General features: G+C 43.5%; 20 protein-coding genes. 13 read left to right on the top strand and 7 right to left on the bottom strand.

The features are described 5' to 3' along the window. The 4 genes from ACSX1H_RS11785 to ACSX1H_RS11800 all read right to left on the bottom strand — a co-directional run. Positions 1–1,676, bottom strand: a 1,676-nt coding sequence (locus ACSX1H_RS11785; protein ID WP_439184173.1) for an efflux RND transporter periplasmic adaptor subunit, incomplete at its 3' end; no start/stop codon positions are given. Between the two features lie 26 nt (positions 1,677–1,702). Next, on the bottom strand, positions 1,703–2,929 hold the full coding sequence (locus tag ACSX1H_RS11790; protein WP_439184174.1) for a TolC family protein: 1,227 nt from the start codon (positions 2,927–2,929) through the stop codon (positions 1,703–1,705). A gap of 12 nt (positions 2,930–2,941) precedes the next feature. Beyond that, a complete protein-coding gene (locus ACSX1H_RS11795) occupies positions 2,942–6,739 on the bottom strand; it encodes an efflux RND transporter permease subunit (protein ID WP_439184175.1) in 3,798 nt (1,265 codons plus the stop codon). A gap of 93 nt (positions 6,740–6,832) precedes the next feature. Continuing rightward, complete coding sequence (locus tag ACSX1H_RS11800) at positions 6,833–7,213, bottom strand: HYC_CC_PP family protein (RefSeq protein ID WP_439184176.1); 381 nt, start codon at positions 7,211–7,213, stop codon at positions 6,833–6,835. 182 nt (positions 7,214–7,395) lie between these two features. Between ACSX1H_RS11800 and porE the strand changes: the two genes are divergently transcribed. After that, the gene (gene porE / locus ACSX1H_RS11805; RefSeq protein WP_439184178.1) at positions 7,396–9,372 is read left to right on the top strand and encodes a PorE family type IX secretion system protein; all 1,977 of its coding nucleotides are present in this window, start codon (positions 7,396–7,398) and stop codon (positions 9,370–9,372) included. A gap of 24 nt (positions 9,373–9,396) precedes the next feature. Here porE and ACSX1H_RS11810 read toward each other — a convergent pair whose 3' ends face one another. After that, positions 9,397–9,837, bottom strand: a complete 441-nt coding sequence (locus ACSX1H_RS11810; RefSeq protein WP_439184179.1) for a VTT domain-containing protein — start codon at positions 9,835–9,837, stop codon at positions 9,397–9,399. 79 nt (positions 9,838–9,916) lie between these two features. Further along, complete coding sequence (locus ACSX1H_RS11815) at positions 9,917–10,885, bottom strand: bile acid:sodium symporter family protein (protein ID WP_439184180.1); 969 nt, start codon at positions 10,883–10,885, stop codon at positions 9,917–9,919. Positions 10,886–11,053: 168 nt separating this feature from the next. Here ACSX1H_RS11815 and ACSX1H_RS11820 point away from each other — a divergent pair, with 168 nt between their 5' ends. From ACSX1H_RS11820 to ACSX1H_RS11870, 11 genes are all read left to right on the top strand, one after another. Further along, positions 11,054–12,223, top strand: a complete 1,170-nt coding sequence (locus tag ACSX1H_RS11820; protein ID WP_439184181.1) for an AIR synthase related protein — start codon at positions 11,054–11,056, stop codon at positions 12,221–12,223. A gap of 73 nt (positions 12,224–12,296) precedes the next feature. Then, positions 12,297–13,385 carry a peptide chain release factor 1 gene (gene prfA, locus ACSX1H_RS11825; RefSeq protein WP_439184183.1) on the top strand — a complete coding sequence of 363 codons (1,089 nt, stop codon included), beginning with the start codon at positions 12,297–12,299 and terminating at the stop codon, positions 13,383–13,385. Positions 13,386–13,477: 92 nt separating this feature from the next. Continuing rightward, positions 13,478–14,305: an orotidine-5'-phosphate decarboxylase gene (pyrF, locus tag ACSX1H_RS11830; RefSeq protein ID WP_439184184.1), complete on the top strand. Its 828-nt coding sequence runs from the start codon at positions 13,478–13,480 to the stop codon at positions 14,303–14,305. A gap of 116 nt (positions 14,306–14,421) precedes the next feature. After that, positions 14,422–15,693, top strand: coding sequence for a DUF2851 family protein (locus ACSX1H_RS11835; protein ID WP_439184185.1), 1,272 nt, complete (start codon positions 14,422–14,424; stop codon positions 15,691–15,693). Next, the gene (locus ACSX1H_RS11840; RefSeq protein ID WP_439184186.1) at positions 15,681–16,736 is read left to right on the top strand and encodes a potassium channel family protein; all 1,056 of its coding nucleotides are present in this window, start codon (positions 15,681–15,683) and stop codon (positions 16,734–16,736) included. Before ACSX1H_RS11835 ends, ACSX1H_RS11840 begins: the two co-directional genes overlap by 13 nt. A 197-nt stretch (positions 16,737–16,933) precedes the next feature. After that, positions 16,934–17,521, top strand: coding sequence for a hypothetical protein (locus tag ACSX1H_RS11845; RefSeq protein ID WP_439184187.1), 588 nt, complete (start codon positions 16,934–16,936; stop codon positions 17,519–17,521). A 139-nt stretch (positions 17,522–17,660) separates the two neighbouring features. Beyond that, positions 17,661–17,930 (top strand): 30S ribosomal protein S15, encoded by a 270-nt coding sequence (gene rpsO, locus ACSX1H_RS11850; RefSeq protein WP_439184188.1) that lies wholly within the window; start codon positions 17,661–17,663, stop codon positions 17,928–17,930. A 212-nt stretch (positions 17,931–18,142) separates the two neighbouring features. Continuing rightward, positions 18,143–20,290: a polyribonucleotide nucleotidyltransferase gene (gene pnp / locus ACSX1H_RS11855; protein ID WP_439184190.1), complete on the top strand. Its 2,148-nt coding sequence runs from the start codon at positions 18,143–18,145 to the stop codon at positions 20,288–20,290. A gap of 110 nt (positions 20,291–20,400) precedes the next feature. Next, a complete protein-coding gene (locus tag ACSX1H_RS11860; protein ID WP_439184191.1) occupies positions 20,401–20,880 on the top strand; it encodes a hypothetical protein in 480 nt (159 codons plus the stop codon). Between the two features lie 9 nt (positions 20,881–20,889). Next, positions 20,890–23,016 (top strand): prolyl oligopeptidase family serine peptidase, encoded by a 2,127-nt coding sequence (locus tag ACSX1H_RS11865; protein ID WP_439184192.1) that lies wholly within the window; start codon positions 20,890–20,892, stop codon positions 23,014–23,016. A gap of 213 nt (positions 23,017–23,229) precedes the next feature. After that, the gene (locus ACSX1H_RS11870; protein WP_439184194.1) at positions 23,230–24,954 is read left to right on the top strand and encodes a tetratricopeptide repeat protein; all 1,725 of its coding nucleotides are present in this window, start codon (positions 23,230–23,232) and stop codon (positions 24,952–24,954) included. A 74-nt stretch (positions 24,955–25,028) separates the two neighbouring features. Here the strand turns inward: ACSX1H_RS11870 and ACSX1H_RS11875 are convergent, their stop codons facing one another. After that, the gene (locus ACSX1H_RS11875; protein ID WP_439184196.1) at positions 25,029–25,559 is read right to left on the bottom strand and encodes an RNA methyltransferase; all 531 of its coding nucleotides are present in this window, start codon (positions 25,557–25,559) and stop codon (positions 25,029–25,031) included. A 94-nt stretch (positions 25,560–25,653) separates the two neighbouring features. Here ACSX1H_RS11875 and sucC point away from each other — a divergent pair, with 94 nt between their 5' ends. After that, entirely contained in the window at positions 25,654–26,844 is a 1,191-nt protein-coding gene (gene sucC / locus ACSX1H_RS11880) for an ADP-forming succinate--CoA ligase subunit beta (protein WP_439184198.1), read from the top strand. Positions 26,845–26,850 lie beyond the last annotated feature (6 nt).

Raw genomic sequence — 26,850 nt, forward strand, 5'->3', positions numbered from 1 at the left:
CATTTGGCAGAGCTCACTCCTTTTACCGACAGGGCGGCCTCTTCAATGCGCTCCTGACACATGCCACAGTTACCCGCCACCTTAAACATGGCGTGCTTAGCCTCTTTCGTTGGGCTGGTTGATGACTTTACAACAGCTTGCTGATCCAGCCGTTCATATAGGCAACAACTGTGTAACTCTTCGTAAACCGCATCATCGGCTTTATATTTTTCGGTATCGTGACCCACTTTCGCAATGGCCTTTTGAATGGCATCCACATTGCTATGCTCCGGATCAAATACCACTTCCACCTGCTGTGCATCGGCCGACCACTGGGCACTTACCACCCCAAACACCGACAAAGCCGCATTTTCGATGCGTTCCTTACACATATCGCAATTACCGGCTACCGTAAAACTGGCCGTCTGCTTATTTTCGGTATCAGGCGCATTCATCATGCTCTTCAGGCCCATAAGCTGCGCCGATGCATCAATTTTAAACACGCCGTTGGTAGCAATTTCCTCGCCTACCTCTAAGCCCTCTTTAACTACATAATGATCACCGGCATCAGGTCCAAGTGTAATTTCCCTGAACAAAAAGGTAGGCGTTTCGCGCTCCTTAACCTTGGTGTAAACAACCGCTCGCTTACCGGTCCATAGCACAGCTGATTTAGGAATGACGATCATGTTCTCATCAGACAGGCGCGTTTCTAAAACCGCATTGGCAAACATCTCCGGCTTTAATTGCAGACGACTATTATCCACCTCAACGCGCACTTTAGCCACGCGTGTTGTCGCATCAATCATCGGATCCACATAGCTCACTTTGGCAGTAAATGTTTCTCCGGGCAAAGCTTCGAGGGAAAAACTAACTTTATCCCCTTTATTTACCCATGGCAAATCAGATTCATAGGCATCAAACAGCGCCCACACGCGTCTGAGGTCCACCACCTGAAACAAGGGTACGCCTTCTTTCACATAGTCGCCCAAAGCAACATTACGCGCCATCACCGTGCCTGATATGGGTGATAAAATATCGAAATAGACCTGAGGCTCGCCACTTTTTTCGATGACGGCAATTTGCGCTTCGGTTAAATCCCAGGAGCGCAGTTTGGCTTTTGAGGCCTGGTATAAAGAAGGATTACTTTCCTTCACGGAAAAAGCCTCAATCAATTCCCGCTGGGCGCTAACCAGGTCGGGTGAATAGATGGTGGCCAGCTTCTGTCCTTTTCGCACATTCTGCCCTGTAAAATTGATGTCGAGCTTTTCAATACGCCCGCCAAAACGAGCCGTTAGTTCAGCAATACGGCGCTCATCCACACTTATCTTCCCTTGCAAATAAATTTCCTTCACAGGTAAGCCCCATTGCACGATGCTGGTTTGTACCTCAGCCAGTTTAGCGGCCGCTTCGGTCATCACCACTTCATTGGGGTCGGCCCCTTCAGCTGCCTCCATACCTTCCAGAGGAATCAGATCCATGGCGCAAATAGGACACAAACCCGGTTCATTCTGTTTAATTTGTGGGTGCATAGAGCAGGTCCATACCGTTTCTTTTTCATGCTGATGCGCCTCATGAGCATCGCCCTGAGTGCTGCTGTTTCCTGATGGTGCGATGGCCCATCCTACCAACAAACCGATAAGCAGTGTTATGAGTACCGGCTTGTAATTATCTTTTATATATTGAATGATTGTATTCATCTTATCCTTTATTAAATATTAACAAACTATTTACCCATCAGATAACTAATAAAGGCGATGGCCGCCTGCTTATCTGTTTTGGCCTTTTCCAACTCCAGCTGATACTGCAATAGACGACGCTCTATACGCAATATTTCTTCAAAATTTTTATTGGCGTAGGCATACTCTGTTTCCAACAGCTTCATGGCCTTTTGAGCCAAGCCTAGCTGAGCCTGAAATAGCTCAATCCGGCGGCGCGCATCGGTGTAATCTTTCCAGGTATTTTCAAAGATAACCTCCAGGGCATTGACCTTATCAACACGCTCAAAGTCTTTGGCCTTTTCGAGATAAACCACCTCCTGCACCATGCTCTTGTATTTATTTCGATACAAAGGAATGGTTATGCCCACTTTAGGAAAAGCAATGGCATCTTTGCCGGACATATTATTGGCGCCTTTACCGATGGATACATAATCAATTCCCAAACTAAACGACGGAGCGCCCTCCTTTTTAGCAATCTGCTTTCTTAGCTCCAGGGATTCAATTTGCCGGTCAATACTTAACAACTGGTGGTTATTGGCTTTTATTGAATCAAGCGCCGCTGTTTTATTCAAATAAAAATCGGTTGTCCACAAGCTATCGGGCCATGTGAGGGTAATGGGTTCCTGCACATTCAACAGTTTATTAAATTCCAACTCAAGCACATATTGCTTATCGCGCAAATCAGCCAGTTGATTCTCCAAATCATTTATTTCCATCTCAATACGATACTGATCCACCGCCGACACCTTTCCGGCCTCCACTTTAACAGTCGCCAGTTTTTTAAATGTGTTGAGAATATCAATGTTTTCCAAAGTGATGGCCACTGCCTTATTATTAAAATACAGGTTGTACCAACTGGCTTTAACCTCATTAAACAGTTTGGACCGCTTATCATTAAACATGCCATATTGAGCCATGGCCTGTTTAAATGTAGCTGTTTCTTTGGCTTTTAAGGTGCCAAACCATGGAAACATTTGAGTAGCCGAAATCTTAAATTCCTGCGGCCCGTTGCGCGTTTCCACCGGCTGAATAAAATAGCCGAAAGCCAACTGTGGATCGGGCAAAGAACCCGCTTGAGGCGCTTTTTCAAGTGCTGACAGGTAGTTGTTAAAAGCGGCCCTTAGCCCCGGGTTATTCTCTGCTGCAATGGTGAGGTACTTATTCAGCTCCTCCTGCCCTGCAGCCAACACCGGTAACAACATCGTCAGAATATATACTATTGTTCGTTTCATCACCTAAGTTGTTTACTGTTTTAACTTACGTTTAATTATCGTCTCCTGCCACAAACTATAGAGAACGGGCACCACAAACATGGTCATCACAGCAATGGTCATTCCTCCAAATACCGGTATAGCCATTGGCACCATGATATCAGACCCTTTTCCGGTTGATGTTAAAACCGGTAACAAGGCAATAATGGTTGTTGCAGTGGTCATTACGGCCGGACGCACCCGCTTGCTCCCCGCTTCGAGTACCAGCGCACGCACCTGGGCCACCGTTTGTGGATTGCGTTTATCCTGCAATTGCTTGATGTAGGTGCTGATGAGCACGCCATCGTCGGTTGCTACGCCAAACAAGGCAATAAACCCGACCCATACGGCCACGCTGAGGTTGATATTACTCACCTGGAAAAGGGTTCGCAAGCTCATGCCGGCCAAAGTACCATCCATAAACCAGGGCTGGGCATAGAGCCACAGCATGATAAATCCACCTGAAAATGCCACCAGTATCCCGGTAAAGATCAGACTGGTAGAAATAACCGAACGGAACTGAAAATATAAAATCAGGAAAATAATGATGAGTGATATCGGAATAACAATCATCAGGCGCTTGGTGGCCCGTATCTGATTTTCGTAGTTACCGGTAAACTTATAGCTCACGCCCGGAGGTAACACCAGTTTTCCTTCGTCCAACTGCTTATTGAGATAAGCCTGTGCTTTTTCCACCACATCGACCTCGGCATAGCCAGCCTGCTTATCAAAAATAACGTAGCCAACCAGGAAGGTATCTTCACTCTTAATCATTTGCGGACCGCGCTTGTACAGAATATCCACCAACTGGCCCAAAGGAACTTGTGCCCCTGTAGGCGTCGGAATCAGAATCTTCTTCAAATCTTCAGGGTTATCTCTGAACTCGCGTGCATAACGCAAACGTACCGGATAGCGCTCGCGGCCTTCCACCGTGCTGGTGAGCGGCATTCCCCCGATGGCACTACCAATAACTGCCTGTAGGCTCTGCACATCCAGTCCATAGCGTGCAATGGCATCGCGGTCAATGTCCAACTCAAGGTAGGGCTTACCAACCACACGATCGGCAAATACCGACATGCCATTAACGCCCTCTACATGTTTCAGCTCTTGCTCCAGCTTAAAGCCAGCCTGCTCAATACTTTCCAAATCTGGTCCATACACTTTCAAGCCCATTGGCGCTCGCATACCGGTTTGCAGCATTACCAAACGCGTTGAAATAGGCTGGAGCTTGGGGGCCGATGTTAAGCCCGGAATCGAACTTTTCTCCAGTATTTCGTCCCAGATATCGTCAGGCGATTGAATCTCCTTACGCCACTGCCTGAAATATTCCCCGTTTTTATCTTCTATCAACAGGCTTTTATCAATCAATCGGAACCCTTCCTTTTTAGGATGATACACGCTTCCGTCTTTCAATTTATAGGCTCCTTCGCGATTTACTTCAAAACGCATGCGGTGTCCTTTATCGTTAAGGATGTATTCCGGCTTGTAATTAATTACATTTTCATACATGGATACCGGTGCCGGATCCAATGCTGAATTCACACGGCCCCATTTACCAACTACCGACTCGACTTCGGGGATGGCATTTACTCGTTTATCCAGGATACGAATCACTTCCAGGTTCTCTTCAATCCCTGAATGTGGCATGGTAGTTGGCATTAGCAAGAAAGAACCTTCATCGAGCGAAGGCATAAACTCTTTACCTATACCCGGCAACTTCTTATCCAAATAGGCATACGTATCGGTGCCTTTAATTACCTGAGGTACGAACCCAAATAGCTTATCAAAGCCCTGCCAGCTGGTAATTCCAAACAGTACCACCAAAGCCGGCAACACTAAGAACTGCCATTTATGGCTCAAACACCAGTTCAAAATGCGTTGATAAAAAACGACCACCAGTGATAAACCACCCAATACAACAGTCACAACTGCAATAACAAATAAGAAGTTGGCGAACATTGAATTCTGAGCCCCCAGCGGCATCCAGGCTTTTGTTAGGAAAAATACAACCACCACAATGGTAATGGCTACATTAATAAAGTTAACCCATTGCTTCTTTGCCTCAGGCCACTGGTGAGCCACGAGCCCATTGATACCATAAGCCGTAATAGCTAAGGCGATATAATTTCCGCTTGCTACCGACAGAACAATACCTGCCACAACAAGAATGATATTCCGTAGTCGCTGGTAGCGGCGTTTTTCTATTTTAATGGAAAACACCAGATGCGCCAATGTAGGAATAATGATTAGACCTATCAGCAAGGCCGACATCATGGTAAAGGTCTTGGTGAATGCCAAGGGCTTGAATAATTTACCTTCGGCCGCTTCCATGGCAAATACCGGCAAGAAACTAATGATGGTGGTTGACAAGGCAGTGATAACCGCTCCTGCCACCTCGGTAGTGGCGGTGTAAACCACATGAAGCAGCTCTTTACCCCTTGCCCCTTTATTCTCCGGGAGCTCTATGTGCCGGATGATGTTTTCAACAAACACCACTCCCACATCCACCATCACACCAATGGCAATCGCAATACCCGAAAGGGCAACAATATTGGCATCAACCCCAAACTGCCGCATGGTAATGAAGGTGATAAGCACCCCAATGGGTAATAAACTTGATATCAGGAAGGAGGCGCGCAGGTTAAACACCAAGACAATCACCACCAAAATACTGATCAGCAATTCGAGTGAGATAGCCTCTTCCAAGGTACCTAAGGTTTCTTTAATCAGTCCGGTACGATCGTAAAAGGGTACGATGGTCACTTTCGATACCGTGCCATCTGCCAATGTTTTTGTGGGCAAACCGGGGGCAATCTCCGCAATCTTAGCCTTCATATTCTCGATAGCCTTTAAAGGGTTGGTGCCATAGCGGGCCACCACAACGCCTCCAACAGCTTCGGCACCTCCTTTATCAAGTCCTCCCCTGCGAGCAGCCGGACCAAATGTAACCTTGGCCACATCTTTGATACGAATAGGCACATTGTCCTTAACCGTCACCACACTTTTCTCAATATCCTCAAGGTTCTTTATATATCCTAGTGCCCTTACCAAATATTCCACACGGTTAAACTCAATAGTACGCGCACCAATGTCGAGGTTACTGTTTTTGATGGCCTTCATTACCTGTGCCACCGTTACACCATGCGCCTTCATGGCATTCGGGTCAATATCTATCTGGTATTCTTTCACAAAGCCACCGATAGAGGCCACTTCGGCCACCCCTTCAGCGGCTGTTAGCGCATAACGAATATGAAAATCCTGTATACTGCGCAACTCATGAGGATCCCAGCCACCGGTTGGGTTTCCATCCTTATCACGCCCTTCCAGGGTGTACCAATAAATCTGCCCCAAAGCTGTAGCATCGGGGCCCAGCGCCGGACTCACATCAGGTGGCAGCGTCCCGGCAGGTAAGGAGTTGAGCTTCTCCAGGATACGCGTGCGGCTCCAGTAGAACTCCACATCTTCGTCAAAAATAACATAGATGCTTGACAGACCAAATATGGAGTTACTACGAATAGTTTTCACACCCGGAATGCCTAATAAGGATGTTGTTAGCGGATACGATATCTGATCCTCAATATCCTGGGGTGAGCGGCCAGGCCACTCGGTATATACAATTTGCTGATTCTCCCCAATATCCGGAATCGCATCAACGGGCACCGGATCACTTGGTAACACACCTGTATCCCACCCAAATGGCGAATTAATAATACCCCAACTGATAAATATTATAAGTACCAGAAAGGTGACTAATTTGTTTTCGAGAAAAAAACGAATAAATGAATTAATCATTCTTTAATATAATTAGATAATACATGCTTTTCACTCACATACCTAAACAGACTCCTAATAATAAGTCAATGAATAGATTAAGTCAAGCAATATCTAACAAAGAAATGATTGCAATAAAGAGAGGCGCTCACTCACCGTAACCGGCGGCGACAAGGTGTCCTGAAACGACTTCTTTACTGGAAGAGTGCAAGTAAAATCAACATCTGCCTCGTAATAAATCAGTGCAATAAATAAATCCAATTCTATAGCAGGTGCCACGTCTGTAATTGCCGGACTGGTAAAGTCCTCTTCTACTTCATAATGAATATTCTTGTTTTCACAACAGCCACACCCATCATCGCAGCACGTATCCATCTCTACATATAAACTGGTAGACACGTACTTACCCCCGCAATAATGCATAGAGAAAGTGATGCCCGTGGTGGATACCAGGAGTATCAGAGATAAAATAATATGTAAGCCTTTTCTGTGCATCGTTAACAAAGAAACGATTTATTGGCTAAATAGTTTTGGTATAGCCACCGCATTAACATGATTTTAACAGAGACGACCAATATTGTGCACGAACACCCCCATCACAATAAATACTCGCCCTCCCCGTTTTTTATGTGTCTAATAATTATTTATTTTTGGTTCTTTAATAAATTTCGGACCTAATGCCCACAATGCAAGTTAATTTCAGACTATTCACATACAATTTTATTGGCCTTTTGCTTTTATCTGGCTGTATAGGAGGCAGTAAACTCGGCAATGCCAACAAGGCTTACCTGATAGGCGAGTACGATCGCGCTGCCGAACAGTTTAAAAAAGCATATAAGAAGGAGAATAATAAATACACCAAAGGAGAAATCTCCTATTACCTGGGCGAATGCTACCGAAAAACCAATAAACCGAAGAAAGCGAGTCTGCAATATGCGCGAGCCGTTCGCTACAATTACGAAATGGCCGACGCAGGGCTGTACCTGGGCGATTGCTACCTGGCAGCTCAAAAATACGAGGAAGCGATTGAAGCATATGAAGAGTACCTGCAAAAAGAACCTTTGGACAAGCGGGCACACAATGGGATTGCCTCCTGCAAGCTGGCCATGAACGATTCGATTGAAACAAGATATACGCTTACAAAACTAAAAACAGTCAATCATACGCGTTACAGCGACTTCTCGCCCGGCTATGCGAGCACAAATTACGATCAGATATACTTTTCATCGATGCGCACCGAAAAAAAGAAGCGTCGAAAAAGTCGGATTACCGGTCAGGGAGGCTCAAATATCTACATGGCCAAGATAGATGCCAAAGGGGAATGGACCGAACCCGAACTATTAGACGAAGCCGTTAATTCAGAGTTTGATGAGGGAAGTGCCACCATGTCGGCCAATGGCAAAGAGATGTTCTTTACCCGCTGCCGCTACGATAACGAACAACCACGCAGTGCTGAAATGTATATGGTAAGTCGCTCCGGTGGCAAATGGGGCGAAGCCGTTCAAATAGAAGTAGGCGGCGACAGTCTGCTGGTTGCACATCCGGCAATTTCAAACGATGGTGAAACCCTCTATTTCGTTAGTGACATGCCTGGAGGCTTTGGCGGTAAAGACATATGGAAAACAACGAAAAGCAACGAAGGTGGCTGGGGACAACCCGTAAATATGGGAAGTGTGATTAATACCGCCGGTGATGAAGTATTCCCATCGGTACGCATGGATGGTTCGCTTTACTTCAGTTCCAACGCCCACATTGGCTATGGAGGATTAGATATTTATCGGGCCGCCTATAACGATGAGAAACAATACTGGGAAGTGCATAATCTGGGACGTCCATTGAACAGTGAAGGAGATGACTTTGGCATTGCCTTTAAAGGCATGGAAGAGGCTGGCCTCCTGAGTTCATCACGCGGCAGTTCCAGAGCTGTTGATAACATTTACGAATTCACACTGCCCAAGCTCGAGTTTAGTCTCAAAGGAATGGTTTACAGCGAAAAGAATGATGAGCCTGTGGCCGATGCCTACCTCCGCCTTATCGGCACCGATGGCACCAATGTGAAGCTGAGCGTTCGCGAAGATGGCAGCTTCGGCGCTAAGCTGGCTCCCAAAACCGAATACGTGTTTATGGTGGCGGCCAAAGGCTATTTCAACCACAAACACAAATTATCAACCGTTGGCCTGGGTAACAACAAAGAGTTTAATATTGAAGTGGGCATGCTCCCCATGGAAGATGCCATTGTTCTGAAAAACATTCAGTTTGAAAAAGAGAAATATGAACTCAATAAGGATGCACAGCAAGAACTTAACCGTTTGGCAGCCATATTAAATTTGAATACATCCATCATTTTGGATATTAAGGCCCATGCATCGGGCGAAGGCTCAGCTTCGGAAGCTTTGCAGCTATCGCAAAAAAGAGCTGAATCGGTAATGAACTACCTCCAGACAAAAGGCATCCCCGCTGAGCGGCTGTCTGTTAATGGCGTGGGTAATGCCGAGCCCGTAACAGTAACAAAACGGCAAGCTCAAAAAGCTAGTTTCTTAAAGGAAGGTGATGTATTGACCGACCAATTTATCAGACGAATAAGAGGTAACAGCAATAGAGAAGTAGCGCACAGCCTGAACCGACGCATTGAATTCCTTATTAATAAAGAGTAGAAAAAGTGCTGAGCGATTGGCTGCTTACAACAGCCCCTTAACCAGCTGCACCACAGGCTCGGTCAGGTAAGTCAGTCCAAACGACCACAATACAATGCCAGCAAGCAGGTAAAACAAAAATTTACGTGTATTGTCGAGCAGGGCCATGCCAATAATTAAGGCAATAAAGGGCCCCAGTAATCCGGTCACCATGAGCCCCAGACCCGGCACCCCGTACTTTTCCATCCACTTTGAAAAACGGGCCTTTTTGTGTTCAAAAGTTTCTGTTCCGTATTTGTTTAATAGCCATTTTCGAAAAGGTTCGCCTGAAAAATAGACTAATAGGGCTGACGATATGGCGCCAAAAGCAACCACTGAAGCTATCATCAATGGCTTTAGCCCCAAAGCAATACCCACTGGTATCCCTTTATAAATACCAGTTGCACCGGCGATATAAACGGCAATATATTTGGCAATCTCCTCCATGTAACATTTGAATTGGCTGCAATATTAGTAAAAATTAAAGTCCGCATCAATTAGCGCTTTACCAATGCCAGGCAGCCACTTACTCAACTACCTCCTGCCCTTTTCGTTGGGCGATAAAACTTACGATAATCAACTGAAATGCATGATAAACCATGATGGGCACTAAAAATAGTCCCTGGCTTGCCACATGCTGAAAGAGTACTTTTGAAAAAACCGTTCCGTGCACCAGCGACTTCTTGGAACCACAAAACAACGCTGCAATCCTATCTTCGCGATTAAAATGCATGCGGCCGGCCATCCAGGCAATACAATAATACACCAGGCCAAACAAAGCCACCGAAGCCAGGCCAACTATCAGCAAGGAAAGAAGGCTTACTGTGCTAAATAACCCTGATGAGAATGAGTTACTAAAACTCTTATAAACAATCAGCAAAATAACCGTTTTATCAAATCTGGCCAGCAGCTTAAGGTGCCGTTTAACAAGTGCGCCCCAGTAGCGATGCAACAACAATCCCGCAATAACCGGCACGAGAATTTTTATCAGCAGACTTTGAAAAATACTTGTAAAATCAAAGCTAGCGCCTTCCACTTTCCAAAACAAGCCCATCCACAAAGGGGTAACCACAATCCCTATTAAGCCCGAAATACTTGCATTAAAAATGGCGCCAGGCATATTCCCTTTGGCCAGCACCACCATCACAACTGATGAGGACACGGTTGACGGGAGCGCTGCTAAAAAAAACATGGCCAGCCACAAAATATACTGCTCTTCGGTTTGCATGAGTGGTAAAAATACAAGCACCAGCAGAGGGAAAAGCAAAAAGGTACTCAACTGCACAAGCACGTGCAACCGATAGTTACTCAGTCCTTCCTTCATCTGTTGTGGACTCAGTTTTAGCCCGTAAAAAAAGAAGATAAGTGCAATCCCAATATCCGTTAACACCTCTAGGTTAACAGCTCCTTTGTATACACCGGCCTGCGGAAATATCCAGGCTAAAAAAATCATCCCGATAAGCCCAAGGATAAACCCATCAATTTTCTTTAACATACTGCGTATTTTGCACACAAAACTAATGAAAATACCTTCACGACACAGCTATTGTTGTTCAAGTGCTTCTGGCCTGCTGAATAACATCTTTCTAACTTTTTTGACGATGCCGAAAGATTGTGCTATTTTTGCACTCCTAATAGGTAAAAAACTGATAAAATAATACTTGTGAGCTCAGATTCGAGATACAACCTACGCGGCGTTTCAGCCTCTAAAGAAGATGTACACAACGCAATCAAAAACATTGATAAAGGAATATTTCCACAGGCCTTCTGTAAAATTGTTCCCGATATACTTGGAGGCGACGAAGCATACTGCAACATCATGCATGCCGATGGTGCCGGCACTAAATCATCATTAGCCTATTTGTACTGGAAAGAAACGGGCGATTTAGCGGTATGGAAAGGCATTGCCCAAGATGCGATTATCATGAATGTGGACGACCTGCTCTGCGTTGGAGCCACTGAAAACATTCTGGTTTCTTCAACCATTGGCCGTAACAAAAACCTCATACCGGGCGAAGTCATCTCCGCCATTATCAATGGAACAGATGAGCTATTGGCCGAGCTGCGGGAGATGGGTGTCAGCATCTATCCTACCGGCGGAGAAACAGCCGATGTAGGCGACCTGGTAAAAACAATTATTGTTGACAGTACCGTAACATGCCGCATGAAGCGCAGCGATGTTATCTCTAATCATACCATTCAACCAGGTGATGTAATCGTTGGATTGTCCTCATCGGGTCAGGCAACCTACGAAAAAGAATATAACGGTGGCATGGGAAGCAACGGCTTAACCTCAGCCCGTCACGATGTTTTCGCGAAATATCTAGCAGGTAAATACCCCGAAAGCTACGATAGCTCCGTACCGGAAGATTTGGTGTACTCGGGCAACTACCAGCTTACCGACAGCGTTAAAGATGCGCCATTGGATGCTGGCAAACTGGTGCTTTCACCAACCCGAACCTATGCGCCGGTTATCAAAAAAGTATTGGATGAAATGCGCAGTGACATACACGGTATGGTCCACTGTTCGGGAGGTGCTCAAACCAAAGTTCTGCATTTCGTCGACAATGTACATGTGATTAAAGACAATATGTTTGATGTACCGCCACTTTTCAGAACGATTCAGGAAGAATCGGGTACCGACTGGAAAGAGATGTACAAAGTATTCAACATGGGCCACCGGTTCGAAATTTACCTGTCGCCGGAAAAAGCGGAGCGCATTATTGAGGTTGCAAAATCATTTAATATAGATGCACAAATTGTTGGGCGTGTAGAAGCCCACGATGGGAAAAAGCTGACTATCGAAAGTGAATTTGGTACTTTTGAGTACTAGCAAAACACGATAGTCTGCACGCGGAAGGCAATAAAGCCGTTCCGATTATTTAACGCTATTCAAGGAATAAAATATGTCGCAATCACACGATTTGTTAGAAAAACTGGAAGGTATTCGCCTGCGCTTCGAAGAAGTGGCAGAGCAAATTACCAATCCGGAAGTTATAGCCGACACTAAGCGATACGTTAAGCTTAATAAGGAATATAAAGACCTGAATAAGGTAGTTGAAGCTCGTAAAGAGTTTAAAAATGCTTTGGATAATATTGATTCAGCCCGCCAGATTCTTAAAGAAGAGTCGGACCCTGAATTGCGTGAGATGGCCAAGATGGAGCTGGACGAACTGGAAGAACAGCTGCCTGATATGGAAGAAAACATTAAGCTGCTATTGATTCCAACCGATCCACAGGATGCTAAAAATGCAGTGTTGGAGATTCGTGCAGGAACAGGTGGTGATGAAGCCAGTATTTTTGCCGGAGACCTGTATCGCATGTACACCAAGTATTGCCAGGAAAAAGGCTGGCGCATAGAGGTGACCAACAGTAGCGAAGGCACATCTGGCGGCTTCAAAGAAATTGTAATGAATGTGAGCGGCGAAGGCGTTTACGGCATTCTAAAGTACGAGTCTGGGGTGCATCGTGTTCAGCGTGTCCCTCAAACAGAAACTCAGGGGCGTGTGCACACATCAGCAGCTACCGTTGCTGTATTGCCAGAAGCTGAGGAGTTTGACATTGAACTACGTCAGGAAGACATCAGAAAAGACACCTACTGCTCATCTGGTCCTGGAGGTCAGTCGGTGAACACCACCTATTCAGCCATTCGATTAACACACATCCCTTCAGGAATTGTTGTAACCTGCCAGGATCAAAAATCGCAGTTAAAAAACCTGGATAAGGCAATGGCCGAATTACGAACCCGCCTTTACAACCTGGAATATCAAAAATATCTCGATGAAATTTCATCGCAGCGAAAAACAATGGTATCCTCAGGTGACCGGTCGGCAAAGATTCGCACCTACAATTACCCTCAAGGACGGGTAACCGATCACCGAATCAACCTAACGCTTTATAATTTACCTGCTATTATGGATGGTGATATTCAGCAAATTATCGACAAACTGATTGTTGAAGAAAATGCTGAGCGCCTGAAAGCTAGTGATTTATAAAAGAGACGACAGCTGCTGGCCACCGGCTGGCAGCTCATTAAATCAGTAAACAACAACAAGTCAGTCTAACTGACTGCTAACCGCTGGAAATCATGACGTCACAAGAACTTTTTGAAAACATTAAAAAGAAAAAGAGTTTTTTATGTGTTGGTTTAGATACCGATATCAATAAAATCCCTCGTCATTTATTAGACACCACCGACCCTATCTTCGCTTTCAATAAGCAAATTATTGATGCCACCCACGATGTAACCATTGCCTATAAACCGAACCTGGCTTTTTATGAAAGCCTTGGGGTGAATGGCTGGAACTCCCTGGAAAAAACAGTTAATTACATCAAGTACAATCACCCGGATATTTTCATCATTGCCGATGCCAAGCGCGGCGACATTGGCAACACATCGGCCATGTATGCCAAAGCCTTTTTCGACCACATGGAGTTCGACTCGGTAACCGTTGCACCATACATGGGCGAAGATTCGGTAAAACCTTTCTTAACACATGTTGATAAGTGGGTTATCCTTTTGGCATTAACCTCTAACAAAGGTGCTTTCGACTTTCAGTTTATGGAGCAGGACAACGAAAAGCTCTATGAGAAAGTGATTAAAACAAGTGCCCAGTGGGGAACCGAAGAGAACCTGATGTATGTAGTGGGCGCCACTAAAGCTGAAATGCTGGCCGACATTCGGAAACTGATTCCAAACCACTTTCTGTTGGTTCCTGGTGTTGGAGCACAAGGCGGCAGCCTGGAGGAAGTAGCTAAAAATGGTATGAACAAGAAATGTGGCCTGTTGGTCAACTCCAGCCGTGGCATTATTTACGCCAGCGACAATGAAGACTTTGCTGTTAAAGCACGTGAAAACGCTATTGCTGTGCAAAAAGACATGGAAAAACTATTAGAGGCACATGGCCTGATATAGTCATCACAATAACATTACCTAAAGCCCGGAACATTTCTATGCTCCGGGCTTTATTTTTTATCTAGCTTGCACTTTTTGGCAGAATAATTTAATTTCATAGAACAAACCAAACCTCTATGAACGAAGACTTTCTGCACTTCATCTGGAAATACAAACTCTATCAGCCCGAACTTTTTTCAACAGATGGGCAACCTATTCAGGTCATACATCCGGGCATAAAAAATACTGATGGCGGTCCAGATTTTTTTAATGCAAAAATTAAAATAGATGGAACACTGTGGGCCGGAAATGTGGAGATTCACCAGAGTGAACACGAATGGTACCAGCACCAGCATCACCTCGACCCCGGCTACAATAATGTAATTTTGCATGTTGTGGCCAAACAAAACAAGCATACCATTAACGCCAGCAACAGAAAGGTAACCGTTTGCAGCTTACCCATTCCACAAGCATTGGAACAGCGCTATCAAACACTACTTACAAACGATAACTGGATAGCCTGCGAAGAAGCTATTAGCAGCGTCACCCCCCTAACGCTTAACCAGTGGCTTGATCGCCTGCTGATAGAGCGGCTCGAAAACAAATCCGAATTAATTAACGAACTGTTGGCAAGCACTAAAAACAATTGGGATCAGGTGTTTTTTGTTTTGCTGGCACGTAGCTTTGGGTTTGGGGTAAATGGTTTGCCCTTTGAAATAATGGCCCGGCAAACACCATTATCTGTTTTACTAAAACACTCTAACAGCCTCTTCCAGGTGGAGGCGCTGCTGTTTGGTCAAGCGGGCTTTTTAAGCAAGCTGTCGCCCCCTGATGCCCATATTAGGGATTTAAAAAAGGAGTACGACTTTTTGAGGTCAAAATATCAACTTCAACCAATAAACAGCAGCATGTGGAAGTTTTTGCGCCTGCGCCCCGTTAACTTTCCAACCATCCGCATTGCACAACTTGCGTCTTTTATTTGCCAGACAAAAGGACACTTCGAAAGCTTATTTACGCTCAACAACACCCAAAACCGATTATCAACTCTACAAACTGAAGCTTCGGCCTACTGGAGCACTCATTACCTGCCGGGGAAAAAATCGGCAAAAACGGAAAGAAAGACACTTGGTAAACAATCAAAGCTGCGCATCATCTATAACACAATCATTCCATACCTGTTTATTTATTATTCAAAACACAGCAACGAAGAACAAAAAGAAAAAATCATTGATTATCTTTATCAGCAGCCTGCAGAAAAGAATAGGATAGTTAACAAATGGGCTGAACTAAACTTAGTTGCTGAAAATGAAGCGCAAGCACAAGCTCTTCTTCATTTAAAATACAACTATTGTAACCATAAAAAGTGCTTAAATTGCCGCATCGGACACGAGGTGTTATGCAAAAACTAAATAATAATACCGTTTACCACAATACAATTAAGGCCCTGCTCACCGCAGCAGGATTGCTCATTTCAACCATAGCAATTGGCTCGGCAGGTTTTATTCTTATCGAAGGCTACCGCTTTGTCGATGCTGTTTACATGACTGTAATCACTATGGCCACTGTTGGGTTTAGAGAAGTTGTGCCATTAACCGATGCCGGCAAGATTTTTACCATTTTTCTTATTATTTTTAGTTTAGGTATTTTTGGTTACGTCATAACTCAGGTAACCCGTATTATATTTGAAGGCGTATTACATCAATCGTATAAAGCATATCAATTGAGAAAAAAAATTGTAAAACTGGAAGACCATGTAATCGTATGCGGTTATGGAAGAAACGGCTACCAAGCCTGCGTTGAGCTGGCCGAGCATGGCGAAAAGTTTGTGATTGTTGAAAAGCGGGATCATGTTGTGTCACGTATCCTGGAAGACCCAGAACTACTATATGTTCAGGGAGATGCTAGCTCAGAGGAGGTGCTTGATGCCGCTCAAATACGAAAAGCGAGGGCGTTAATCACAGCCCTTCCTAACGATGCCGACAACATGTTTGTCGTTCTGACAGCTGCCGAGATGAATCCGTCCTTAAAAATTATTAGTCGGGCCAGTGATTTTCGTTCTGATACAAAATTAAGACGTGCAGGGGCCACTAACGTGATTATGCCCGACCGAATTGGAGGCCAGCGCATGGCAAAGCTGGTAACCCAACCTGATGTTGTAGAGTTTGTCGAATATATCCTTTTGCAACGCTCACAGGATGTGCAGTTAACGGAGATCAACTGTAACAAGTTGGCCGTGTCCAACTACAAAAAAACAATCCGGGAATTAAAACTTCGCGAAAAGTCGGGAGCCAACCTGGTTGGTATAAAAACAGGCGAAGGCGCCTACCTGTTTAACCCATCGCCCGATATAGAAATTACCCCGGCCGATAAGCTTTTTGTGCTTGGTTCACCAAATCAGATTGATCAATTTAAAGCTATTTTAACCAGCGAACCACAAACAATAAACAGCTAATCACCAGACAAATTTAGCAAGACAAGCACTTCTTGCAGCAAATAATTACAGGTCCACACCCGAACCTTTTTCAACAAATTAAGTATACAGTTACTTCAACCGTCCGTCAGAATTATTAAGGAATGTTAATTTTTGGTTCGCTTTTTGATAGCTGTTGGACAGTTAACTTTAAATAGAAACCCAAATACATATTAATTATGAATACAAGAAGATTTTTTGGAATAGCCATCTTATCATTGGTTGTAATGTTTAGTCTAGACAGCTGTAAGTCGAAAGAAAAAGTTTCTACAAACAGCGAAGTAGGTACCATTCTTGAAGACTTACCATGCGAAGATAAAGGCCGTTCCGATAAGAACTTTTTCCGTGCCAGCGCAATGGCTACGAGCTCCGATTTAAGTTTAGCCGAGGAAAAGGCACTTCTTAATGCCAAACAAAGACTGGTTACCTTGATCAACTCCAATACCAAATCGGTTACCGACCGCTATGTGAACGAACGTGAGTTTGGGGATGCCGCGGAATTCGAGCAAAAGTTTGAAAACTTAACACGTGAAGTGGCTGACGAAACAATTAACAACATCGTAATTGCATGTCAAAAAAAGAGTGTATTGCCCAATGGTAAGTACCGCGGTTTTATTGCCATAGAAGTGAGCAAGGAAGACATCCTAAACGGCATTAACGATCGTTTGTCAAACAACCAAAAGCTACAGGTTGACTATGACAAGGCAAAGTTTGAAGAAATTTTCAATCAGGAAATGCAAAAAATGGCCGAAGAACGTGGCTACTAGGCATTAACCGCAAAGGCACAAAAGGGCAGTTTAGTTTGACTAGATTGCCTTTTTTTGTAAAAAACTAGTTTTCATCTGCTTGCCGCTTCAATATTATTACCTATCTTTGCACCCGCTAAATATATTTAAACAGAGTATTATGTACTTATCAAAAGAAAAGAAGCAAGAAATCTTCGAGAAGTACGGGAAGTCGAATACTGATACTGGTTCTACTGAAGGCCAGATTGCATTATTTTCATACCGTATCTCTCATTTGACTGGACACTTAAAGTCAAATCGCAAAGATTATAGCACGCAACACGCATTAATTAAATTAGTTGGTAAGCGCCGTAGCCTGCTTGACTACTTGAAGAAAAAAGATATCGAAAGATATCGTACACTAATTGCCGAGCTTGGTATTCGTAAGTAAGCAATTCAAAACGTATTTAAAGAGCAATTACCCACGGGTAGTTGCTCTTTTTTTTATAATAAAAAAGCAGGTTTCTTAACATTCAAGAGCCCTTTTTTGCTTAATTTATTGAGTATAAATAAAAACATTCCACCGGTTTTTTATACTAATCAAAGTATATTACATATCTTTGGCTGTGATAAAAGAAGGATAAAAAAGATAAGAAAATTGTCATGATTAAACCATTTGAAAAAGTTATTGAACTGGGTGATGGCAGAACAATTACCATTGAAACAGGAAAGTTGGCGAAACAAGCCGACGGATCGGTAGTTGTAAAAATGGGTAATACCTATTTGTTAGCGACAGTTGTTTCTGCAAAAGAAGCAAAGCCTGATGTAGATTTTATGCCGCTAACTGTTGAGTACAAAGAGAAATATGCAGCTGTTGGACGTTTCCCAGGTGGATTTCAGAAACGAGAGGCACGTCCCTCAGACTATGAAATATTAGTATCACGCTTAATTGACCGCGCACTGCGTCCTCTTTTCCCAGAGGATTACCATGCAGATACATTTGTTACTGTTAACCTAATTTCTGCTGACGAAGAAGTATTACCAGATCAGTTAGCTGGTTTGGCAGCCTCTGCCTGTTTAGCAGTTTCCGATATTCCGTTTAACGGTCCAATATCAGAAGTTCGCGTAGCACGTGTTGACGGCCAACTATTGGTTAACCCAACTGCAACGCAGTTAGAATCTGCAGACATGGACATCATTGTTGCCGCTACATTGGAAAACATTATGATGGTGGAAGGTGAAATGTCTGAGGTTTCTGAAGCTGACCTACTGGATGCTATGAAAGTAGCACACGATGCAATTAAAGTTCAGTGCCAGGCTCAGATTGAAATGATGGAAGCGTTAGGCAAAACTGAAAAACGCGAGTATTGCCACGAAGAAAAAGACGAAGAACTCGAAAAGAAGATCTGGGAAGCAACTTACGATAAAGCTTATGCGGTGGCTAAATCAGCCAACCCTAACAAGCATGAGCGCATTGATGCGTTTGCCGCTATTATCGATGAGTACATCGCTGAGAACTACCCAGAGGGTTCTGAAGAAGAAGTGCCTGAGTCACTTATCAAAAAATACTACCACGACGTAGAAAAAGAAGCCGTACGTAAAGTGGTGCTGGAAGAGAAATTCAGATTAGATGGCCGGAAAACTGACGAAATCCGTCCAATCTGGAGTGAAATTGACTACTTGCCAGGAGCACACGGTTCTGCAGTATTTACCCGTGGAGAAACCCAATCATTAACAACTGTTACTTTGGGTACCAAGCTAGATGAGAAACTGATTGATGATGTAATGAATAAGAGCTACGAGCGCTTTTTACTGCATTACAACTTCCCTCCGTTCTCAACTGGTGATGCACGTCCGGCACGAGGAATCAGCCGCCGTGAAATTGGTCATGGTAACCTGGCCTTCCGTGCTTTGAAGCGAATGCTACCTGAAGACTATGAGTACACGGTGCGTATTGTATCAGATATTCTGGAGTCAAACGGTTCATCTTCAATGGCAACAGTTTGTGCCGGAACACTCGCCTTAATGGACGCAGGTGTACCAATTAAAAAGCCGGTATCGGGTATTGCCATGGGCCTCATCTCTGATAAGGAAACCGGTGAATTCGCGGTTCTTTCCGATATTTTGGGCGATGAAGACCATTTAGGTGACATGGACTTTAAAGTAACAGGAACCCGTGATGGTATTACGGCCACGCAAATGGATATCAAAGTTGATGGACTATCCTATGAAGTACTGGAAAAAGCATTAAACCAGGCAAAAGCTGGCCGTTTGCATATTCTCGACAAAATAGATGAAACCATCACTGAGCCACGTGAAGATTACAAACCACATGCTCCACGAATTGTTAAGTTTAGCATTCCAAAAGACATGATTGGGTCGGTAATTGGTCCGGGTGGTAAAATCATTCAGGAAATTCAGGCAACCACCGAAACGGTGATCACTATTGAAGAAGAAGGAAATATTGGTAAAGTAGCCATCTCTGCTTCAAACAAAGACTCAATTGATGCCGCTGTTGCCAAAGTTAAAGCCATTGTGGCTGTACCTGAAGTGGGCGAAGTATACCGTGGTAAAGTAAAATCAATTGTACCTTTTGGTGCCTTTGTAGAGGTATTACCAGGAAAAGACGGCTTATTGCACATTTCGGAAATCGAATGGCGACGTCTTGAAAAGGTAGAAGATGCTTTGAAAGAAGGCGAAGAGGTTGAAGTGAAGTTGATAGAAATTGATCAGCGAACTGGTAAGCTAAAGCTTTCGCGAAAAGTATTGCTGCCAAAACCTGAGCGCAAAGAAAAGCCTAAGAAAGACTAATGAAAAAATTACATATACAGGCTAAGCCGTCTCTCAATGAGGCGGCTTTTTTTTGATGCCCTCACTTCTTTTTTCTATTTTAAGCCCTGAAAACACCTAAATAGTCCATCATGAACCAGCAAGAAGCATTCGACTTGCTTAATGAACAACTGCAGGATATTCCTAAGGTTCAGATTCGCTCAATGAGTTTAGCCGTATTACCCCGGCTGATGAATACATTAGATCGGAACCACGACACCTGTACGCACTGTAAGAAGTTTAGTGCAGAAGGAGAAATCTTCGTCAGGGATATCCGTCCGCTTTTTGAGCAAAATATCTCGACCATAAAAAAATTTGAACAGTGGGTTGACGAGGCTCAGAAACATTTAACTAACGCTCATCAGCAACAGGTAAAAGGCCGAATCACCTCTACTTATACCGCAGTGGGAATGGGCCTTGGTATTGCCATAGCGGCCGCCTACTCCTTGCTAGCTGCCCATACAATTACCATAACCAGCATCAGCTTAGGATGGGCCATTGGAATGCTCACCGGATTTATAGCCGGAAAAATCAAAGAAAATAAGCTTAACCAAAATAAAAAACTCTATTAATCAATCCCTATGAAAAACCATTTACTAATTGCAATAGTATTTATGCTTGTATTATCTGCCTGCAACAGCAACAAGAGCCCCTTTAACTATCCTGAAACAAAAAAAGTGGATGTGGTAGATGATTACTTTGGCACCAAAGTGGCTGATCCATACCGATGGCTCGAAGATGATCGCTCAGCTGAAACAGCGCAATGGGTCAAGGAACAAAATGCCGTGACCAACGCCTACCTGAATGACATTCCCTATCGTGAGAATATTAAAGCACGCCTCACCGAAATATGGAATTACCCACGCACATCGGCTCCTTTCAAAGCGGGTGGCAGATACTTTTTTTCAAAGAATAATGGCCTGCAAAACCAAAGTGTTTTTTACATGCAGGAGAGTTTGGACAGTGACCCAGAATTATTTCTCGATCCCAATACACTCTCAGAAGACGGAACCGTGTCCTTAACCAACTTTGCCATTTCCAAAAATGGCAAATACCTGGGCTATGGCATTTCTCGTGGAGGCTCCGACTGGTGCGAGTTTTTTGTGAAAGACATTGAATCGGGAGAAGTATTGAGCGACCACCTGAAATGGATCAAATTTTCTGGTATTGCCTGGTACAAAGATGGATTTTTCTACAACCGCTATCCAACACCTGCAAAAGGTGATGAGTTAAAAGCTGAAAACAAAAACAGTCAGCTCTACTATCATAAAGTTGGAACGCCGCAAAGCGAGGACGTACTGATTTATGAAGATCCTGAAAATCCGGAATGGAGTTTCAGTGCCTCAGTAACCGAAGATGAAAAGTACCTGATAATTGGAGTCACTGAGTCTACTTCTGGCAATGCGCTCTACTTTAAAAACCTGGAAGCAGATTCTCCAGTTGTAAAGGTAATTACCACTTTTGAGAAAGACTATTCGGTGATTGATCACCACGATGGAAAACTATGGGTCTACACCAATGATGGCGCTCCTAAATATCAGTTGTTGGCGCTGGACACCGAGCAGCCAGAACGCTCAAAATGGTCAACAATACTGCCGGAGGATGAGCACAATGTTCTTGAAAACATCTCATTAACCGGAGGTAAAATTTTTGCCAATTATCAGCAAGACGCCCATTCTTTAGTTAAAGTATTCACCCCAAAGGGCGAGTTTCTTTATACTGTGGATCTTCCAACTCTGGGAACTGTGAGTGGTTTTAGAGGAAAAAAAGACGAGACAGAAACATTTTATACCTTCTCGTCTTACACCTATCCCGCTGTAGTGTATAAGTACGATACAGAGAAGAATGAATCGGAAGTATACAGCCAAACAGAGATAGATTTTAATATTGAAAAATACGAAACCAAGCAAATAAAATACAAAAGCAAGGATGGCACAGAAGTGCCCATGTTTATTGTACATAAAAAAGGCCTCAAGCTCGATGGCAATAACCCAACATGGCTGTATGGCTATGGTGGATTTAATGTTAGTTTGAACCCTGGCTTTGATGTGCGACGACTTCTCTGGCTCGAAAATGGAGGGATCTATGCCGTCGCCAACCTAAGAGGAGGAGGTGAATACGGTGAGACTTGGCATAAAGCAGGTACAAAAATGCAAAAGCAAAATGTATTTGATGATTTTATAGCCGCGGCCAATTACTTGATTGACAACAAATACACAAAACCTAAATACCTGGCAATCCAGGGTGGCTCCAACGGTGGACTCCTTGTAGGGGCTGTGATCAACCAAACACCCGATTTATTTCGCGTGGCCATTCCTCAAGTCGGTGTAATGGATATGCTCAGATACCAGCACTTTACAATTGGCCGCTACTGGGCTACCGATTATGGCACGAGTGAGGACAGCAAGGAAATGTTTGAATACCTGTATAAATACTCCCCCATTCATGCGATCAATCCCAGGCTGAACTACCCGGCGGTAATGGTAACTACGGCAGATCATGACGACCGCGTCGTACCTGCTCATTCATTTAAATACATTGCTACGCTCCAAAATGCCTATAAAGGTTCGCGGCCAATGCTCATACGCATAGAAACAGATGCCGGGCACGGAGCCGGAACACCAACCTCTAAACAAATAGAAACCTGGACAGATTTATATGCATTTACTTTTGACCAAATGGGATTAATGCCTAAATTGGATCACTAGAAACTGACCGATAAGATTTGACGGAAATAGCCTTTACTGAAGATTAGCAACATGTTTTTGCTGATTAAACTGTATCTTTTCCGTTATTTCTTTATCTTTAAAGAATGATTATGTCATTTAATGGTATATCGCTATTTAATTTTTTAAAAACATTTATAATTTTGCAGGAAACACTGTAGATTAAAGTCAAAAACAAATAATTGGGTAAACATTATGAAAAGAATTAGAATTTCTCTAATTGCATCTGTAGCTGTAGCAGCTTTGTTAGCGAGCTGTTCTGGCTTAGACAAGATGAACAAAGGTGCAGAGGACGTTAGTTATTCAGTTAATCCTCCAGTATTGGAAGCTCACGCTGGTAAAGTTAACTTGGATGTGACTGTTCAGTTCCCTGAAAAATACTTCGACAAAAATGTTAGTATTGAGGCCACTCCTGTTTTAGTTTATGAAGGAGGCGAAACTGCTTTTCCATCATACCGTGTACAAGGTGAAAATGTAGATGGAAATGATAAAGTAATTTCAAGCGCTACAGGCGGAACCTACACTTACAGCAACTCAGTTCCTTACAATGAGAACATGAGAGTATCTGAATTAGTGGTTCGCATTAAAGCTACTAAAGGTTCTAAAACAAAAGAATTTGAAGATTATAAAATTGCTGATGGTGTAATCGCTACCTCTGAATTAGTAGCTGATCAAGGCGCTCAGTCGACTATCGGTGACGATGCTTTCCAAAGAATCATTGCTCAGTCGAAAGCTGCTGACATCTTCTTCTTAATCCAGCAAGCAAACATTCGTGGTTCTGAATTAAGAAAAGAAGACATTGCTGCTATCAAAGAGTACATGAAGGAAATCAAAAATGCTGAAAACATTAACTTCACAGGTATTGACATTTCAGCTTATGCTTCTCCTGACGGACCAACGGACTTAAACAGCAAATTAGCAACTCGTCGTGAGAAAGTAGCTAAAGACTACCTGGTTCGCGAAATGAAAAAAGCTAAAGTAGAAGGTGCTACTAACGAAGAGCTTTACACTTTGAAAAACACTCCTGAAGACTGGGAAGGTTTCAAAGAGTTAATGGAAAACTCTAACATTCAAGATAAAGAGCTAATCTTGCGTGTTCTTTCTATGTATAGCGATCCTGAAGTACGTGAGCGTGAAATCAAGAACATGTCTGCAACATTTGATGTAATTGCTGACGAGATTCTTCCTCAATTGCGTCGTTCTAAACTATCTGTTAATGCAGAAGTTATTGGTAAGAGTGATGAAGAAATTGCTGAGTTAGCTGCCAGCAATCCTAGCGAGCTTAATATTGAAGAAATTCTTTATGCTGCAACTTTGACTGACAATGTTGATGAGCAACTTAAGATTTATCAAGATGCTGCTGCTAACTTCCCTAAATGCTGGAGAGCACAAAACAACATTGGTTGTGCAAAATACGTTAAAGGTGACTTAGCTGGTGCTAAAGCTGCTTTCGAAAAAGCAAACAGCATCAAGTCTGGTGTTGCTGAAGTAAATAACAACTTAGGTGTTATCGCTCTTCGCGAAGGTGATGTAGCTAAAGCTGAGGAGTTCTTCGGTGCTGCTGCTGGTGCTGGTGCTGAGCTTGACAATAACTTAGGTATTGTTGCTATCCACAAAGGTGACTACGATGCAGCTATGCGTTATTTCGGTAACAGCACTAACTGTAACGCTGCCTTAGCTAAAATCTTAGCTGGTAAATATGATGCAGCCCTATCAACAATCAATGCCAACACAATGGAAGTAGGTTTCAAATACTACTTAAAAGCCATTCTGGGTGCAAGAACTGCTGACAACGACATGATGTTTGACAGCTTGCGCAAAGCTTGTGAGATGGATGCTAAATTTAAAGCAGCTGCCGCTACTGACATGGAATTTGCTAAATTCTTCGAAGACGCAACATTCAAGTCAATCGTTCAGTAATTTATTTCTGAAAAGCATATATAAAAAGGGCCCTTTTGCAGGGCCCTTTTTTTGTGTATTAAAAATATCAGTGCTTAAGCATTCAGTTTGCGAAAAAGCTCCCAAAGTACAATACCTGCACTCACCGATACATTGAATGAGTGCTTGGTTCCAAACTGCGGAATCTCGATGCAAACATCACTCATGTTCACAACTTTTTGCTGAACGCCCTTTACTTCATTGCCAAGTACAATTGCATATTTGCTATCCTTGCTGGGTTCAAAATCCAGTAACGAAGTACTATTCTCCACTTGTTCCAGACTGCAAATAACATAACCTTCCTCTTTAAGCTGTCGGATGGCCTCTTCTGTTTCCTCAAAATACTGCCAGTCAACAGCGTCCTCTGCCCCCAGGGCCGTTTTATGAATTTCCTTATTAGGCGGTGTGGCAGTGATCCCACATAAAACTATTTTTTCGATTTTTAGCGCATCTGACGTTCTGAAAACTGAGCCCACATTATTCAAGCTCCTGATATTATCCATCACAACAGTTATGGGCATTTTCGAGCTGCTCTTAAACTCCTCTATTGTCAGTCGCTTCAGTTCGCTAGTTCTTAATTTTCTCATTCTCGGTAATTTTGACAACAAAAATAGCACTATTCCTGTTTTTAAATGAAAATAAATAAGATACCCTTTTTAGAAACACTAAATCTCTCGAATTATGAATATACACGAGTACCAAGGAAAGCAAATACTAAAATCTTTTGGCGTTGCCATACAGGAAGGAATTGTTGCCGATACCCCCGGAAAAGCCGTTGAAGCAGCCAAGCAACTGCAGGCCGAAACCGGCACCAACTGGTGGGTGATTAAAGCACAAATACATGCTGGAGGCCGCGGTAAAGGTGGCGGAGTCAAACTGGCTAAATCACTGGATGAAGTAAAGGAACTGGCCACAAACATTATTGGCATGAACCTGGTGACTCACCAAACCGGCCCGGCTGGTAAACTGGTTAATAAGGTGTTGGTGGCTCAGGATGTATATTATCCGGGAGAAAGTGAGACTGATGAATTTTACATGAGTGTTTTATTGAACCGCCAAAGTGGAAAAAATATCATCATGTATTCAACAGAAGGAGGTATGGATATTGAAGAAGTGGCCGAAAAAACCCCTCACCTCATTTACAAGGAAGAAGTTGAACCGGGACTAGGGCTGCAGGCGTTTCAGGCGCGTAAAATTGCGTTTAACCTGGGACTGTCGGGGACAGCTTTTAAAGAGATGACCAACTTTGTTGCAGCCCTGTATAAGGCCTATGTTGAAACGGACTCCTCAATGTTTGAAATCAACCCGGTTTTAAAAACATCCGATAACAAAATACTGGCTGTTGATGCCAAAGTTAACCTGGATGACAACGCCTTGTTTCGCCATGCCGAATATGCGGCAATGCGCGATTTATCAGAAGAAGATCCGGCAGAAACCGAAGCCAGTAAAAGTGATCTGAATTTTGTGAAGCTGGATGGTAATGTGGGATGTATGGTCAACGGTGCCGGACTGGCCATGGCCACCATGGACATTATCAAGCTGTCGGGCGGCGAGCCGGCTAACTTTCTGGATGTAGGCGGCAGTGCCAATGCAACAACTGTTGAAGCCGGCTTAAAAATTATTCTGGATGACCCCAATGTCAAAGCCATCCTCATTAATATATTTGGTGGTATTGTGCGTTGCGACAGAGTTGCCAACGGCGTTGTTGAAGCCTACAAAAATATTGGTGAAATTGACGTACCTATTATTGTTCGCCTGCAAGGCACCAACGCTGAAGGTGGTAAAAAGATTATTGATGAATCAGGACTTAAAGTTCACTCTGCCATTACTCTGAAAGAAGCTTCAGACCTGGTACAGCAGATTGTTAATTAAATTCAT

The organism is Carboxylicivirga taeanensis, from assembly GCF_051851475.1.
Classification (GTDB): domain Bacteria; phylum Bacteroidota; class Bacteroidia; order Bacteroidales; family Marinilabiliaceae; genus Carboxylicivirga; species Carboxylicivirga taeanensis.